The sequence below is a fragment of the Yersinia sp. 1252 StPb PI genome, assembly GCF_048593885.1.
Taxonomy (GTDB): domain Bacteria; phylum Pseudomonadota; class Gammaproteobacteria; order Enterobacterales; family Enterobacteriaceae; genus Yersinia; species Yersinia enterocolitica_E.
The window spans coordinates 37,826-52,637 of record NZ_JAZGQE010000011.1 but is presented as its reverse complement, the minus strand read 5'-3'; the positions used below and the strand labels follow the sequence as shown (position 1 = coordinate 52,637).

Here is a 14,812-nt window from a genome sequence, read left to right as displayed (position 1 = left end):
TTAATTAAATGATGACTTGAGTGACTGGACGCTAGTAATTAGCACTTTCCAATAATGACATTATACCAAATATGACACGTGGTGAGCAAATAGTTTCATAAAGAAACCATTATTAGCTGAATTAACAAAGCGGGGATTAACGTAGGATAAATAATAACTTCACGCGCGCTATTGCTTAGAAATAGTCTCCAGCAATTGTTTGCGCTGCTCTTCCGAAAAAGTTAATAACTGATGGGCCAATGAAATCACTTCTGTTGGCAAAGCGGGCTTGTTCAAAGCAAGATCGTCAGCCACTTGTTCAAGCGCCTGCTTCAATAATCTGTCACGGGAATGGGGCTTCATCGTTTTGAACAGTTGCACCCAGAGATTGAGTTGTTCGTCAGTGCCGTATGGAGAGACGGTGGATTGGGTTGCTTGCTCTGCCCGCTCACTTTTCAGCGACATCCCCGCAGCGCGGATATGGTACTCAAAGCCCTTATGCCCTGTTCTCTTTCTCCTGATTTCTGGATGCATTGCCGCCAGCTTTTCCAGACGCAAGCGACAACCCTTTGCAGTCCCCGGCATCCCCGGTTTACCTGCAAAATCCTGTGCTGTTAGCCACTGTTCATCATCATGAACGCTATCATTTTGGTTCTCTTGATGAGAAGCAACATCCAAAATATTTTTCATAAACTTAATCCAGAATATCAATACGTTAAAAAAGAACTCAAATAAAGACCACAAAGAGAACTTGATAAGTTCCTTTTATTCGCATTTAATATCCCTGTACTGATACAGAGGAGTTAACACTGTGAATAACCACGTAGCATCGCAAAAAAAGCGAACTAAAGGAAGGGCTAAGGACTGGCACAGGGCTGACATTGTGGCTGCATTGCACAAGCGTGGATTGAGTTTGGCGCAGTTATCTCGCGATCAGGGATTAGGCTCCCGCACACTGAATAATGCCTTCAGCCAGCACTACCCGAAGGCAGAACGCTTGATAGCGGCGGCGCTGGACATGATGCCCGAGCAGATATGGCCCAGCCGATATTTTAACAAAATACCTTCAATACAATCCGGCAAGGAATAGCCATGGCAACCACCATCACCTCGGTAATGGAAAGTTTTGAATATTTCTTTCATTCCCTTTACCGCACTGCGTTTGTAAAAACATTACGATTAAATGAGTGCAGTGAAAGGGAACTACTTCCACTGGTACGTTGCTACCTTTTAGGGTGTTTTTCGGATGATGTTTCGCCGGAAGTGAAAGGGAAGCTCCCAGGTTCTATTACGGGGAACGGCTATATCGATTTTGTGATTGATGACGTGGCTGTAGAATTCGCCGTCCGTAAGCCCACCGCAGCCAAGTCAACGGTTTCAGCAACGGTCAATAGCACGGAAATGAAGAAGTTGATGAAGTTCGACGGCAAGGCGTTGCTGGTACTGTTCGATTTCTCTTTCACACCCTATTCAGAAGCCCAAATAGAGGCTTTTCGGGACTGGCCTTCGCTCGGGAAAGGTAATCATAAAAAGTCTGCATTCAACGTCGCCTATTTCTATGTTGAAAAGCGCAGGCCGCTAACATTCGGGAAAATCACTAAAAACATTCGTATTAACTGACAAGGAGTAACAATGAAAAGAGTCATTTTAGCCACCCTACTATTGGGTGCATCAACACTGGCAACCGCCGCAGATTACGTCAAACAAAACGGATCACTATCATTGGCAGCAGGCAGCAATAGTGTTGAATTCAGTATTAACGCAGCGAGTAAAGATGCTTCTGGCATCTGCAATATGGCCGGCTCAGCGCAATCTATTGGTGCCGGTGAAAGTCAGAAACATCGATGGGTTTATAATGATACGTCAAGCCAGTGTGTGGCGGTAATCAGCGAACAGAACAGCGGTAAGGTGACGGTAATGACCAAGGGGTGTGAAGGTTATTGCGGCATGACAGCTGTTGGAGCAATGGATGGGATTTACCGGAAGAAATAGCGAGGAAATGCAGGAAAAAGGACTGTGAGTGAACAAGAGCAGGATGATCTTAACCATAAAATGGACGCAAATCTTTACGATAAAACACGTCGACTGATTATTCAGGAAGGGTTAACTGAAATTAAAGTCAAAGCTGTACAACTTCATTTTCGAGTGGGCTATAGCCGCGCAGCCCGAATAGTTGAACGTCTACGTCTGGAAAAGAACATTAAATAATAAGATAAACAAGGATTGATAAAATGAAATTGAACATGGCTTTATTATTTATAGCTGCAAGTTTACTGGTTGGTTGCGGAGATAGCACGCCAAAATGTAATAGTGATGATGCTAAAAGCCTTGTGGTTGATATTTCGAAAAAGCAAATTAAGAAACAATTTGACCAACTCAGGAACTCACAGATGGCAGGAATGGTGCCTAAGGATGCAGATAATATTCAATTAGCGATTATTAATGTCAGAACTATAAAGCATGACTCCTCGCTAGATGCCTACTCATGCTCTGCTGACTTGAGAATGACTTTACCCGAGAAAACAAATGAACTACCGATAACATATAACATCCAGAAAACGGATGATAGTAACGGGCAGTTTTACATTAACGTATTTGGTTTGTAACATTTTCAGCCCACACAAGGGATCCTTTTGGGTAAAGCCATTGATACTTTAACCCGAAAGGAAATCCCACGAAAACATCATTATATTTACCACTATAGCCATTAATACATTGATTTTCCCATTATACATCCGGCAGCTGAATTAGAAAAAGGTCTCTATATTAACACCCCTTTATTAAACAAATTAGCAAGGTACACTCATCGCCACTACTGAGGCTACAGCCGATGTTAGGGATATGAATATTGGCATCGTATATTGCAAGTTGTAATTATATTTACAGATTGTAATACTAAAGTATCATGGTGTTCTTCCAATAAGAACACCATGACTAAACTGATTTATTTTATACGCTAGATACTGTATTACATGAATGCCATGCCTTAATAACTTCATCAAGAACCGCTTTATTATTTGATATCATAAAGCGGTTTGCAGACAACCTCATTTTATCATTAACATAACTAGCAAAACTCAAAGAATTAAAATCCTCAGGGGGAGTCATTGAACAACATAAAGCTAATGAAGGTGACAAGACAAAGATAAAACCATTGGATAATGTATATTCATCACCTTCAGTTATAAATGGAAAATCACAGCTAATGAATGGTAATGTTGGATCAGATTTCAATATAAACATATTAAACCCATCCATTTTTATTTCATTTAATATAGGCATAAAACCAGCCACTCTTTTAACTAGTTTCACTACTGACTTATCAATAAGATTACGAATAGCATCAGCATCAGCATCAGCATCAGCATCAGAAAGGAATTCGACTAATTCTGAAGTTTTTTCATCAAACAAAATTGGAGAAAAACCCTCTGAATCTCCTATATAACGATAAAACTCTTCACCATGTTTATTTAGATAACCCATACACTCAGAAAGTTCATTGTTCAGATTTGAAAACCTAGCATCTACAGTAGGCAATCTAGATAGCATTATCGAACATAGAATATTTATCATTCGAATCAAATCATCATCATAAACCTCATTTATGAATGTCTCATCGATTACAATATCATTAATTTGATCCAAAATATCGGGGTAAATCTCTTCGATCTTGCCAAATAAATCTTCAACCAATCGTGTGTCATTTTTTTCTGTTTCTAAATCTAAAACAGTATTCCTATGCATCTCAAACCCAAACTTCTCAATATTCCTTAATATACATACTTTGGGTGGAATATATTCTGGTATGTTTGGATCTTTTTTCCCTTTACCGATCAAATCAATATGAAATACACTTTCAGAACCATTTGGAGAGAAAGATCTTAAATAGCATTTTGGAAGGTAATGATGATTTTTACTTTGTCTTTGTATTGACACGAATTATATCTCCTTAATTCAAACTATCCAAATAATCCGCCCATGCCTGCAACCATTTCCGGCACTCGGCATCATATTTATACAAGTTATAAATCCCCTCAACACCGCCGCGCGTATGCCCCAACACAGCCTCTGCAACCTCATTAGGACATTGCAAACGAGATAGCCCTGTACGCACTGTACGACGCAGATCGTGAGGCGTCCAATGAGGTATATCAAGCATTTGACCGCTTTCACGTAAACGCCATGAATTTTCGGTCAGGTACTTCTGCTGGATCGGCTTCTTAGTTGCCTGCGAAGGGAATAGATATTTGTCTGAGGTGAGACGTAGAACTTTAAGGAAGTCGATAGCCTGGGTAGATAACTGGACATAACGCTCTACCCCTGTCTTGGTTTCTCGTAGATGAATAGTGCCCTTATCAAGATCTACATCATCCCATGCCATGTTGCAGACCTCTCCTGTTCGACACCCAGTCCAAAGCGTCAACCGCAGCACGTTTTTGATCGTTGGCGTATAAGCTGAGCCAGGAAGCCAATGGAGGAATTTAGCTAATTCCTTCTCACTCAGTATTCGAGTGCCGCGTTCACAGGTCAGTTTGATATTGGTCTGGCGTAGACTGGATTTAGCTAAAAGTGCAGGGTTCGCAAAGTTGTCATCGAAACGCCCTAAACCAATTGCAAATTCATACGCAGAGGAAAGTTCACGCAACAGGTTTCCTGCTTGAACTTTGGCACCGCGTTCAATCACTCCATTAATAAGTTCGACGATATCTTGACGGGTGATTTCTGCTGCAACACGCGTCCCTAGTTTGGTAACTGCATCATTTTCCAATGTACGCCGCACCTCCTTTTGCCCTTTCTTTTTACGCGCTCCTGGAATGATTTTTCCGTCATTACTTTTACGGTCTTCTATACGTTCAGTCAGGTACAGCTCAACCAACCCTTCAACCGTCAGCACTGCCGCTTTAGGTTTTTTACTCTCTTCTAATAATCGTTGCTTCTCATCTTTCAACTCAGACGCCGGACAGCGCCCTTCACTTCTGATTAGTTTGAGTTCTTGCAACTTTATGCGGGCCATTGCGAGCGAGGTTTGCGGGAAGCTTCCAATTTTTACCTGTGACAGCTTATTGGTCACTGGGCTAGTATAGCGGTAGAAAAAGGTCTTGATACCAGAAGCGCCGCAAGTCACACGCAAGCCCCGGTATTCACCCGTATCGGCTTTGTTTTTGTCCGTGGGCTTCATCATTTCGATAGCTTTGGATGACAAAGGTTTGCCTGCTGGTTTATCCGTCATATAAGATCCATTTTATGGCTAACCACTTGACTTAATTAGGCTAAAATCCAGCTTTTCTTACCAAGTGTAGGTTGTGCGTTTATTGAGTATAATTATACCATAACCTACATAACAACCTACACTTTGACCTACACTTACAAGCGGGTTTTGGTGATTTCTTATGAGACAACGTGATACTTAATGATAATAACTAAAATCACAATTCACTTTAAATTCAATGGAATAAACAAATTATGTCTATGATTGACAATAAGAATTTAGATTCACACACCCCAATGATGCAGCAGTATCTTCGGCTCAAGGCCCAGCATCCTGACATTCTATTGTTCTACCGGATGGGGGATTTTTACGAACTGTTCTACAGTGATGCCAAGCGAGCTTCACAGCTACTGGATATCTCACTCACTAAACGCGGAGCCTCCGCTGGTGAGCCTATTCCGATGGCTGGGGTACCTTATCATTCGATAGAAAACTATCTGGCGAAGCTGGTCCAGTTAGGTGAATCTGCCGCAATTTGCGAGCAAATCGGTGATCCCGCCACCAGTAAAGGGCCAGTTGAGCGTAAAGTAGTGCGTATCGTGACACCAGGTACTGTCAGTGATGAAGCTCTGCTACAAGAACGTCAGGATAATCTGCTGGCGGCTATCTGGCAGGATGCGCGCGGTTTTGGCTATGCGACGTTAGATATCAGTTCCGGTCGCTTTAGGGTTGCGGAACCCGCAGATCTTGAAACCATGGCTGCCGAGTTGCAGCGAACGCATCCCGCAGAGTTACTTTACCCAGAAAACTTTGAGCAGATGTCGTTGATAGAACACCGGCATGGCTTGCGCCGCCGTCCATTATGGGAGTTTGAGCTAGAAACCGCCCGCCAGCAGCTTAATCTGCAATTCGGCACCCGTGATTTAATCGGGTTTGGTGTAGAGCAGGCCCATCAGGCACTGCGCGCTGCGGGTTGCCTACTGCAATATGTCAAAGATACCCAACGTACCTCTCTACCCCATATCCGCGGTTTAACCATGGAGCGCCAGCAAGATGGCATTGTGATGGATGCCGCGACCCGTCGTAACCTTGAACTGACCCAGAACCTGTCTGGTGGGTCTGAAAATACGTTAGCTGCTATTCTCGATTGCAGTGTGACCGCAATGGGCAGCCGCATGCTAAAACGCTGGCTGCATATGCCGGTGCGCGATATCAAGATATTAAGCGATCGCCAACAAGCAATCGGCGGCTTGCAAGATATCACCGCCGAACTGCAAACGCCGTTGCGTCAGGTAGGCGACTTAGAACGTATTCTGGCTCGTTTGGCGCTGCGCACTGCGCGCCCAAGAGATTTAGCGCGGATGCGCCATGCTTTCCAGCAATTGCCGGAGATTCACCGTCTACTGCAATCGGTGGATGTTCCCCACGTGCAAAATTTGCTGTCACAAGTCGGTCAGTTTGATGAATTACAGGATCTGTTGGTACGGGCAATTGTAGAAGCACCGCCAGTGTTAGTACGTGATGGTGGTGTCATTGCGCCGGGTTATAATGCTGAACTCGATGAATGGCGAGCTCTGGCCGATGGTGCTACCGATTATCTGGATCGGTTGGAGATCCGTGAGCGTGAAAAGCTGGGCCTGGATACACTGAAGGTCGGTTTTAATGGCGTCCACGGCTATTACATTCAGGTAAGTCGTGGTCAGAGCCACTTGGTTCCGATTCATTATGTCCGTAGACAAACCCTGAAGAATGCTGAGCGCTATATCATTCCAGAACTGAAAGAGTATGAAGACAAGGTTCTGACCTCTAAAGGCAAAGCGCTGGCGATTGAAAAAGGGTTATATGAAGAGATTTTCGATCTTCTGTTGCCACATCTGCCTGAATTGCAAATCAGTGCTAATGCGTTGGCGGAACTGGATGTACTGGCGAATCTGGCTGAAAGAGCGGAAACACTCAACTACAACTGCCCAACCCTGAGTGATAAACCGGGGATTAAAATTACCGCTGGCCGCCACCCGGTCGTCGAGCAGGTTCTCAGTGAGCCCTTTATTTCTAACCCGCTGACGTTATCACCTCAGCGGCGGATGCTGATCATTACCGGCCCAAATATGGGGGGTAAAAGTACCTATATGCGCCAAACAGCCTTAATAGTTTTGTTGGCACACATGGGGAGTTATGTTCCGGCGGAAAGCGCAATCATTGGCCCGGTTGATCGCATATTTACCCGCGTAGGTGCCGCTGACGATCTGGCTTCAGGCCGTTCCACCTTCATGGTCGAAATGACGGAAACAGCCAATATCCTGCATAACGCCACGGAGCAAAGTCTGGTGCTGATGGATGAGATTGGTCGCGGTACATCCACTTATGATGGCCTTTCATTGGCCTGGGCTTGTGCTGAAAATCTGGCGAGCCGTATTAAAGCGATGACGCTGTTCGCCACTCATTACTTTGAGTTAACCACCCTACCGGAAAAAATGGAAGGTGTGGTAAACGTCCACCTTGATGCTCTGGAACATGGCGAAACTATCGCCTTCATGCACAGTGTGCAGGATGGGGCAGCCAGTAAAAGTTATGGTCTGGCAGTCGCAGCCCTGGCCGGTGTACCACGTGATGTGATTAAGCGGGCACGGCAAAAACTGAAAGAGCTGGAGTCCCTGTCTAATAATGCCGCAGCCAGTAAGATTGATGGCTCACAACTGACGTTGTTAAATGAAGAGACACCACCTGCGGTTGAAGCATTGGAAGCACTGGATCCAGACTCACTATCACCACGTCAGGCATTGGAATGGATTTATCGCCTGAAGAATATGGTGTAAACGGGCATAAAAAAACGGTGAACATCTGTTCACCGTTTTTGTGTTTTATAAGAATAACTATCTATACCCTAACTATTTCGTGTTGCAGAAAGGCGGGTAAATTTATTCACGGAACAACGCCTCAATGCTCAAGCCTTGTGTTTGCAAAATTTCCCGCAAACGACGTAAGCCTTCAACCTGAATCTGGCGGACACGCTCACGCGTCAAACCAATTTCACGGCCAACATCTTCCAGCGTTGCTGCTTCATATCCTAAAAGACCAAAACGACGGGCCAGCACTTCGCGCTGTTTAGCATTCAATTCAAACAGCCATTTAACGATACTTTGCTTCATATCGTCATCTTGCGTTGTATCTTCTGGACCATTTTCATTTTCGTCGGACAGAATATCTAACAAAGCTTTCTCTGAGTCGCCGCCTAACGGTGTATCAACAGAAGTGATACGTTCGTTCAGACGTAACATACGGCTCACGTCATCAACCGGTTTGTCGAGTTGCTCAGCAATCTCTTCAGCGCTCGGTTCATGATCCAATTTATGAGAAAGTTCTCGTGCAGTACGCAAATAAACGTTTAATTCTTTAACGATATGGATAGGTAAACGGATGGTCCGGGTTTGGTTCATTATCGCCCGTTCAATCGTTTGACGAATCCACCAAGTGGCATAAGTGGAGAAACGGAAACCGCGTTCAGGATCAAATTTTTCCACCGCCCGAATAAGACCGAGGTTTCCCTCTTCAATCAAATCCAGCAGTGCTAAACCGCGATTACTGTAACGGCGGGCGATCTTCACCACCAACCGCAAGTTACTTTCAATCATACGTCGACGTGAAGGCACATCACCGCGCAATGCACGCCGGGCAAAATAAACCTCTTCTTCTGCGGTTAACAGCGGCGAATAACCAATCTCACCAAGATAGAGCTGCGTCGCGTCCAGCACTCGCTGGGTAACACCTTGCGCCAACAGCTCATCTTCTGCTAACTCGCTTTCAGTAGGTTCATCCTCTACTAATGCTTTTTCGTCGAAAATTTCAGTTTCCGTACTGTTTTCATCAAAATCAGCATCTTCATGCAACTCGTTAACTTTCAGCGTATTTTGGCTCATATGCTGCTCCTACCCGTGAATCCGGCGAGCAGAATACAGCGTATTCTGCCCAATCTATCGCTGCGGAAGGTAACGCAGCGGGTTTACGGATTTCCCCTTGTAACGAATTTCAAAATGCAATCTAACTGAACTGGTTCCGGTGCTACCCATGGTTGCTATTTTTTGACCCGCCTTCACTTCTTCTTGTTCCCGGACCAGCATTGTATCGTTATGAGCGTAGGCGCTCAGGTAATCATCATTATGTTTGATGATAATAAGATTACCGTAACCACGCAGTGCGTTCCCAGCATACACAACTCGCCCGTTTGCTGTAGCGAAGATGGGTTGCCCACGAGAACCGGCGATATCTATCCCTTTATTGCCCCCTTCGGAAGCCGAGAAGCTATCGATCGTTTTACCCTCAGTTGGCCATTTCCAGCTACTGACTGGACCACCATTACTGGTTGGATCACTGATGGTACTGCTTGGCGCGGTAACAGGTGCGGTCGTAGCGACAACTGCCCCTGACGCTGGTAACATTTTACCAACATTCTGTTTACCCGAGTTTCCAGAATACGCGCTAGTTGATTGAGAATCAACCGTTGTAGTTGTGTTCTGAATATTTGCCGGCGGTTTTGTCATTCCACCTGATGTGGCATCGGTCGCGGCTAACATTCCACCACCCGACCCATTACCCAACTGGATAGATTGTCCAACATTCAGGCTATATGGCTCAGCAATATTGTTTTTTGCTGCCAGGTCACGGAAGTCATTCCCGGTTATCCAGGCAATATAAAACAGCGTGTCACCACGCTTAACGGTATAGGTATTACCGTTGTAACTTCCTTTGGGGATACTGTTGTAACTACGGTTATAAACGATGCGGCTACCGGAACTATTCGTATCCGAGCCACTTAGCATGGTCCCTGAACGATCACCGCCAACACTGCTGATTGGCGCAGATGTTGAGGAGTCATTACTACAACCTACCAACCATAAACTCATAACCGTACATGCCGCTACCCGGCGTAATGTAATCATTGGGCTTCCCGTGCTCATGCTTCCCCCATGACAGCAATAATAAGCGATATATCCAAAATACCTTTTACACTGTAGTTAAAGTGGTCAGTTAACGACTGTTAAAACGCCATGCCGAATACGACTATTCCACTCATTTTCGAGTATTAAAAGGTTCCACAGCGCAGGCAAGACACATGCTGACTCGCACTGAAGAAACAAGATACAGAAGCGCGCATGCTATCAATACCGCGCCTGCCATACCATAAAATTTATATTACTGATTTTCGGCCAATCTTTAGCACAAAAAAACTGCACTTCGACTTTAGTTAAAGATTAAGACTGAAATATACCCTAAATAATTCAAGTTGCAGGAAGGCGGCAATTGAGCGCAGCCAACGCACATGCAGCTTGAAGTATGATGGGTCTAAAGGCATTTATTCAGGCCAATTCACCTTTAACCAAAGGAACAAAACGCACGGCCTCTACCGTCTCAATTTGGAATTCATTGTTACGGCGTTGCACACATTTCAAGGTTTGAGCCTGCTCCCCAACGGGAAGAACTAATATCCCACCTTCATCCAATTGTTCAAGTAAGGCACTTGGAATTTCTGGCGGAGCTGCTGTGACAATGATCGCATCAAATGGCCCGCGTGATGCCCAACCTAACCAGCCATCACCATGGCGGGTAGAGACATTATGCAGATCCAGTTGCTTTAGGCGACGTTTTGCCTGCCACTGTAACCCTTTGATTCGTTCAACTGAACAGACATGTTCGACTAAATGCGCCAAAATTGCGGTCTGATAGCCAGAACCGGTACCTATCTCTAATACCCGAGAAGTCGGTGTCAATTGCAACAATTCGGTCATCCGTGCCACCATGTACGGCTGAGAAATAGTTTGCCCTGAACCTATAGGTAGAGCTGTATTCTCATATGCCTTATGGGACAACGCCTCATCAACAAAACGCTCGCGCGGCACCGCTTCGATCGCTTGTAACAAGCGCTCGTCGTGAATACCTTGCTGACGTAACAGCATCAACAATGTCTGCATGCGTTTATTTACCATTCCTCGTCACCCTAGGTGTTTTAACCAGTAATGTTGGCTAACCAGTTTTCAACCACGTCTTGCGCCGCATAGGCGGTTAAATCAACTTGAAGTGGTGTTATAGAAACATAACCTTGTTCAATCGCAGCAAAATCAGTGTCCGGTGCTACATCAAATTTCTCCCCCGGCGGTCCAATCCAATAGAGATCTTGCCCCCGTGGGTCCTGCTGACAAAATACCTGCTCTGCTGGATGGCGACTACCACAACGTGTAACTCGAATACCTTTAATTTCAGATAAGGGTAAGTCAGGTACATTAATATTAAGTATCTTACCGGTACGCAACGGCTTTTGTTGTAAAGCACGCAATAAACGGCAAGTGACTGCTGCTGCCGTAGCATAATGCTGATGGCCGTTGAGTGACACCGCCAGAGCAGGAAAGCCTAAATGCCGCCCTTCCATTGCGGCGGCCACCGTGCCGGAATAGATAACATCATCCCCCAGGTTCGGGCCTGCGTTGATACCGGAAACCACAATGTCAGGCCGGGGGCGCATTAACGCATTTACCCCAAGATAGACACAATCTGTCGGAGTACCTTGCTGCACGGCAATATCGCCATTGGATAATGTGGTAATGCGTAATGCACAGTCCAAAGTCAGTGCATTGGAAGAACCGCTGCGATTACGATCTGGGGCGACGATTTGTACCTGCGCAAACTCGCGCAATGCAGCGGCGAGCGCTTGTATCCCTGGCGCAGAAATACCGTCGTCGTTACTCAGCAATATCCGCAGCATCGGCATTATCCTGATTCATTATTTCTCTTACCACACTGGTGGCAAAACTGCCCGCGGGTAGCCAGAAGCTGAGTTCAAGGGTTACGTCATCCCACCAGCTCCACACCATATTCTGTGGCTTTAGCAGTACAGCCCGGCGAGCAGCCTCAACACGTTCACGCTTAATCAACGCCAGTAATTCACTTTGATCCGCGATACATGACTGTTCAAAAGCCAATGCTTCGTCCTGCGTTCCCAGTTCGCCGTCGCCTGGCAGTGGGGCCGTCACATTCAATTCACCCGCATCAACACGCTGCTGTAACGCCACCAATTCATCAGCACTGGCCACAAACCAACTGCCACGACCAGATAACTGTAAAGCATCGCCTGTCAGCACCGTGGTTGCTTGCTGTTGCGCCAGACGGCAACTGCTAATCAGGTTGAACATCGCACTACGGCTAGCGGACAAGTAAAAGCTGCGTTTACTGCGCTCTTTGACCCGAATCTCATTATTCGCCCACAGACGAGCCTGCACCAGATTATTACCACCACGGCCAAACCGTTGGCTGCCAAAATAGTTGGGCACTCCCTGTGCGGCAATCTGCTGCAACCGTTGTTCTACATCCTGACGATCAGTGATATGACGCAACACCAGGGTAAAAGCATTGCCTTTCAGTGAACCGATACGCAGCTTACGTTTCTGCCGCACTGCTTCCAGCACTTCACACCCTTCCAGCTCGAACGTAGCGAGATCCGGTGCTTCTTTGCCCGGTAGGTGCAAGCAGAACCACTGCTCTGTGACTGCGTGGCGATCTTTCAAACCCGCATAGCTTACTAAACGCGGATGAAGCTTGGCAAAACGCGCCAGATAGTCAGCAACAAATTGCGTATTACAGCCATTTTTGCGAATACGGATCAGCAAATGTTCGCCTTCACCATCAGGTTCAAAGCCTAAGTCCTCAACCACCACAAAATCTTCGGGATTGGCTTTTAAAATGCCACTCGCTTTGGGTTTGCCGTGCAGCCAGGTTAGATTTTCCATGTCCATCGTTATGCCTTAACCCTGTTATGCTTTAACCAAAAGCGCCACGGCTTCACATGCAATACCTTCACCACGGCCAGTAAAACCAAGTTGTTCCGTGGTGGTGGCTTTTACGTTGATATCATCCATATGACATTGTAGGTCTTCCGCCAAATGCACGCGCATTTGCGGGATATGGGGGGCCATTTTAGGCGCCTGGGCAATAATGGTAATGTCCAGATTACCCAGCCGGTAGCCTTTCGCCAGAATACGGCGATAAGCTTCACGCAGCAAAGCACGGCTATCAGCACCTTTAAATGCCGGATCGGTATCAGGGAATAATTTGCCGATATCCCCTAACGCAGCCGCCCCCAATATTGCATCGGTAGCAGCATGTAATGCGACATCACCGTCGGAATGTGCCAATAGGCCCATCTCATATGGGATACGCACACCGCCGATAATAAGTGGGCCAGCTCCGCCAAATTTATGAACATCGAAACCATGACCAATTCGCATTAATTGCACTCCTTATAATGCCTTTATTACTTGAGGTTGCAGCAGCATTAGCCGCTGTTACTCACCAGAATCACAATGACTGGGCCAGGCCTGCTGGAATTTACTGGCGGCAACACCCATTAGTTGGGCTATTGACGTTGGGTTAAATAAAACTCGGCCAAGGCCAGATCTTCAGGGCGCGTCACTTTGATATTATCCGAACGACCAGACACTAATATCGGATGATAGCCGCAATGTTCTAATGCAGAAGCTTCATCAGTGACCACCGCCCCTTCGCGCAAGGCGCGGGCCAAGCATGTTTTTAATAACTCAAGCGGGAAAAGTTGAGGTGTCAGGGCATGCCACAACGCTTGACGATCTACAGTATGGGCAATGGCTGGATGATCGCCAATTTGGACAACGGCCTCACTGCGCTTCATGGTGTCACGTACTGGTGCTGCCAGAATGCCCCCGACATGGCTATGGTCGATAATCGACAGCAACCTTTCAAGGTCATCGAGATGTAAACAAGGACGAGCCGCATCATGGACCAGCACCCACTCAGTCTGCCCTGCACATTGTAAGCCCGCCATCACCGAATCAGCCCGCTGCTCACCACCGTGAACAAGCGTGATCCGCGGGTCCTGCGCAATAGGTAACGTTGAAAACTGCGTGTCCTGCGGATGTATTGCCACAATAATCCGCTGAACGCGTGGATGCCGAAGCAAAGAAAAAATAGCATGTTCAATGATTGTCTTGCCTGCCACAGTTAAATACTGTTTAGGGCAATCAACCTGCATACGGCTGCCAATACCTGCAGCCGGTAATACCGCAATGACGTCAGGAAGGGAAACTGCAAAATTACTCATTATTTATTATTGCGCGTTATTGGACGACGAAGGGATACCCGCATTACGTCTGGATTGGTCAGGAACCAGACGATAGAAACTTTCGCCAGGCTTGATCATGCCCAGTTCGTTACGTGCGCGTTCTTCGATAGCCTCTTGACCACCATTTAAATCATCAATTTCAGCAAATAGCTGATCGTTCCGAGCTTTAAGTTTGCCGTTATTGGCCTCTTGCAGCGCCACGTCATCCTTAACCCGAACAAAATCATGAACACCATTCTTGCCCAACCACAGTGAATACTGTAGCCAGCCAAGTAAAATCAGCAATAGTAGTGTAAGTTTTCCCATTCCCGCCCCCTGAAAAACTGCCTAATCATCCCACAACTTTTCGTCGGACTCCACTCTGTGAAGGAAATAGGTCATAAAGCTCAGATTAAGGATGATTTCCGGCAAAAATACCATGCAAATCTACAAAATGTCATTAATTGCTGGTTTTGAGTGCACGGTAAGCCCTGCTGTCACTA

At 46.1% G+C, this 14,812-nt stretch carries 17 protein-coding genes; 6 read left to right on the top strand and 11 right to left on the bottom strand.

Going from position 1 to position 14,812, the window contains the following annotated elements; translation table 11 throughout:
* Window positions 1-168 precede the first annotated feature (168 nt).
* Window positions 169-669 (bottom strand): hypothetical protein, encoded by a 501-nt coding sequence (locus V2A85_RS03390; protein ID WP_230675954.1) that lies wholly within the window; start codon window positions 667-669, stop codon window positions 169-171.
* A gap of 121 nt (window positions 670-790) precedes the next feature.
* On the opposite strand from V2A85_RS03390, the gene V2A85_RS03385 reads away from it, so the two are divergent.
* The 5 genes from V2A85_RS03385 to V2A85_RS03365 are packed head-to-tail and all read left to right on the top strand — an operon-like array spanning window position 791 to window position 2,585.
* Window positions 791-1,069 (top strand): helix-turn-helix domain-containing protein, encoded by a 279-nt coding sequence (locus V2A85_RS03385; protein ID WP_050105265.1) that lies wholly within the window; start codon window positions 791-793, stop codon window positions 1,067-1,069.
* Between the two features lie 2 nt (window positions 1,070-1,071).
* Window positions 1,072-1,599: a hypothetical protein gene (locus V2A85_RS03380; protein WP_057532319.1), complete on the top strand. Its 528-nt coding sequence runs from the start codon at window positions 1,072-1,074 to the stop codon at window positions 1,597-1,599.
* A gap of 12 nt (window positions 1,600-1,611) precedes the next feature.
* Window positions 1,612-1,971, top strand: a complete 360-nt coding sequence (locus V2A85_RS03375; RefSeq protein ID WP_057532318.1) for a hypothetical protein — start codon at window positions 1,612-1,614, stop codon at window positions 1,969-1,971.
* A gap of 24 nt (window positions 1,972-1,995) precedes the next feature.
* The gene (locus tag V2A85_RS03370; RefSeq protein ID WP_057532317.1) at window positions 1,996-2,187 is read left to right on the top strand and encodes a hypothetical protein; all 192 of its coding nucleotides are present in this window, start codon (window positions 1,996-1,998) and stop codon (window positions 2,185-2,187) included.
* Window positions 2,188-2,210: 23 nt separating this feature from the next.
* Complete coding sequence (locus V2A85_RS03365; RefSeq protein WP_057532316.1) at window positions 2,211-2,585, top strand: hypothetical protein; 375 nt, start codon at window positions 2,211-2,213, stop codon at window positions 2,583-2,585.
* A gap of 343 nt (window positions 2,586-2,928) precedes the next feature.
* Here the strand turns inward: V2A85_RS03365 and V2A85_RS03360 are convergent, their stop codons facing one another.
* Entirely contained in the window at window positions 2,929-3,915 is a 987-nt protein-coding gene (locus V2A85_RS03360) for a DUF4238 domain-containing protein (RefSeq protein WP_057532315.1), read from the bottom strand.
* A 13-nt stretch (window positions 3,916-3,928) separates the two neighbouring features.
* Entirely contained in the window at window positions 3,929-5,209 is a 1,281-nt protein-coding gene (locus V2A85_RS03355) for a tyrosine-type recombinase/integrase (protein ID WP_057532314.1), read from the bottom strand.
* Between the two features lie 239 nt (window positions 5,210-5,448).
* Here V2A85_RS03355 and mutS point away from each other — a divergent pair, with 239 nt between their 5' ends.
* Window positions 5,449-8,004 (top strand): DNA mismatch repair protein MutS, encoded by a 2,556-nt coding sequence (mutS, locus tag V2A85_RS03350; RefSeq protein WP_420070883.1) that lies wholly within the window; start codon window positions 5,449-5,451, stop codon window positions 8,002-8,004.
* 102 nt (window positions 8,005-8,106) lie between these two features.
* Here the strand turns inward: mutS and rpoS are convergent, their stop codons facing one another.
* From rpoS to ftsB, 8 genes are all read right to left on the bottom strand, one after another.
* Window positions 8,107-9,105: an RNA polymerase sigma factor RpoS gene (gene rpoS, locus V2A85_RS03345; RefSeq protein ID WP_019210991.1), complete on the bottom strand. Its 999-nt coding sequence runs from the start codon at window positions 9,103-9,105 to the stop codon at window positions 8,107-8,109.
* 54 nt (window positions 9,106-9,159) lie between these two features.
* On the bottom strand, window positions 9,160-10,125 hold the full coding sequence (gene nlpD / locus V2A85_RS03340; protein ID WP_372559824.1) for a murein hydrolase activator NlpD: 966 nt from the start codon (window positions 10,123-10,125) through the stop codon (window positions 9,160-9,162).
* A 417-nt stretch (window positions 10,126-10,542) separates the two neighbouring features.
* On the bottom strand, window positions 10,543-11,169 hold the full coding sequence (locus tag V2A85_RS03335) for a protein-L-isoaspartate(D-aspartate) O-methyltransferase (RefSeq protein WP_050086457.1): 627 nt from the start codon (window positions 11,167-11,169) through the stop codon (window positions 10,543-10,545).
* 20 nt (window positions 11,170-11,189) lie between these two features.
* Window positions 11,190-11,942, bottom strand: coding sequence for a 5'/3'-nucleotidase SurE (gene surE, locus V2A85_RS03330; RefSeq protein WP_083160391.1), 753 nt, complete (start codon window positions 11,940-11,942; stop codon window positions 11,190-11,192).
* Window positions 11,920-12,969 carry a tRNA pseudouridine(13) synthase TruD gene (gene truD, locus V2A85_RS03325; RefSeq protein WP_420070881.1) on the bottom strand — a complete coding sequence of 350 codons (1,050 nt, stop codon included), beginning with the start codon at window positions 12,967-12,969 and terminating at the stop codon, window positions 11,920-11,922. The genes surE and truD overlap by 23 nt, the downstream gene beginning before the upstream one ends.
* Before the next feature lie 18 nt (window positions 12,970-12,987).
* Window positions 12,988-13,461, bottom strand: a complete 474-nt coding sequence (gene ispF / locus V2A85_RS03320) for a 2-C-methyl-D-erythritol 2,4-cyclodiphosphate synthase (RefSeq protein ID WP_083160395.1) — start codon at window positions 13,459-13,461, stop codon at window positions 12,988-12,990.
* Between the two features lie 128 nt (window positions 13,462-13,589).
* Window positions 13,590-14,309, bottom strand: coding sequence for a 2-C-methyl-D-erythritol 4-phosphate cytidylyltransferase (gene ispD, locus V2A85_RS03315; RefSeq protein ID WP_420070880.1), 720 nt, complete (start codon window positions 14,307-14,309; stop codon window positions 13,590-13,592).
* A gap of 6 nt (window positions 14,310-14,315) precedes the next feature.
* Window positions 14,316-14,636, bottom strand: a complete 321-nt coding sequence (ftsB, locus tag V2A85_RS03310; RefSeq protein ID WP_083160397.1) for a cell division protein FtsB — start codon at window positions 14,634-14,636, stop codon at window positions 14,316-14,318.
* Between the last annotated feature and the right edge of the window lie 176 nt (window positions 14,637-14,812).

What these genes read in the sequence shown, in the direction of transcription:
- rpoS (WP_019210991.1), bottom strand. Translation starts at nt 9,105, where the DNA reads ATGAGCCAAAATACGCTGAAAGTTAACGAGTTGCATGAAGATGCTGAT.
- truD (WP_420070881.1), bottom strand. Translation starts at nt 12,969, where the DNA reads ATGGACATGGAAAATCTAACCTGGCTGCACGGCAAACCCAAAGCGAGT.
- ispD (WP_420070880.1), bottom strand. Translation starts at nt 14,309, where the DNA reads ATGAGTAATTTTGCAGTTTCCCTTCCTGACGTCATTGCGGTATTACCG.
- V2A85_RS03365 (WP_057532316.1), top strand. Translation starts at nt 2,211, where the DNA reads ATGAAATTGAACATGGCTTTATTATTTATAGCTGCAAGTTTACTGGTT.
- V2A85_RS03355 (WP_057532314.1), bottom strand. Translation starts at nt 5,209, where the DNA reads ATGACGGATAAACCAGCAGGCAAACCTTTGTCATCCAAAGCTATCGAA.
- ftsB (WP_083160397.1), bottom strand. Translation starts at nt 14,636, where the DNA reads ATGGGAAAACTTACACTACTATTGCTGATTTTACTTGGCTGGCTACAG.
- surE (WP_083160391.1), bottom strand. Translation starts at nt 11,942, where the DNA reads ATGCTGCGGATATTGCTGAGTAACGACGACGGTATTTCTGCGCCAGGG.
- nlpD (WP_372559824.1), bottom strand. Translation starts at nt 10,125, where the DNA reads ATGATTACATTACGCCGGGTAGCGGCATGTACGGTTATGAGTTTATGG.
- ispF (WP_083160395.1), bottom strand. Translation starts at nt 13,461, where the DNA reads ATGCGAATTGGTCATGGTTTCGATGTTCATAAATTTGGCGGAGCTGGC.
- V2A85_RS03390 (WP_230675954.1), bottom strand. Translation starts at nt 669, where the DNA reads ATGAAAAATATTTTGGATGTTGCTTCTCATCAAGAGAACCAAAATGAT.
- V2A85_RS03380 (WP_057532319.1), top strand. Translation starts at nt 1,072, where the DNA reads ATGGCAACCACCATCACCTCGGTAATGGAAAGTTTTGAATATTTCTTT.
- mutS (WP_420070883.1), top strand. Translation starts at nt 5,449, where the DNA reads ATGATTGACAATAAGAATTTAGATTCACACACCCCAATGATGCAGCAG.
- V2A85_RS03375 (WP_057532318.1), top strand. Translation starts at nt 1,612, where the DNA reads ATGAAAAGAGTCATTTTAGCCACCCTACTATTGGGTGCATCAACACTG.
- V2A85_RS03335 (WP_050086457.1), bottom strand. Translation starts at nt 11,169, where the DNA reads ATGGTAAATAAACGCATGCAGACATTGTTGATGCTGTTACGTCAGCAA.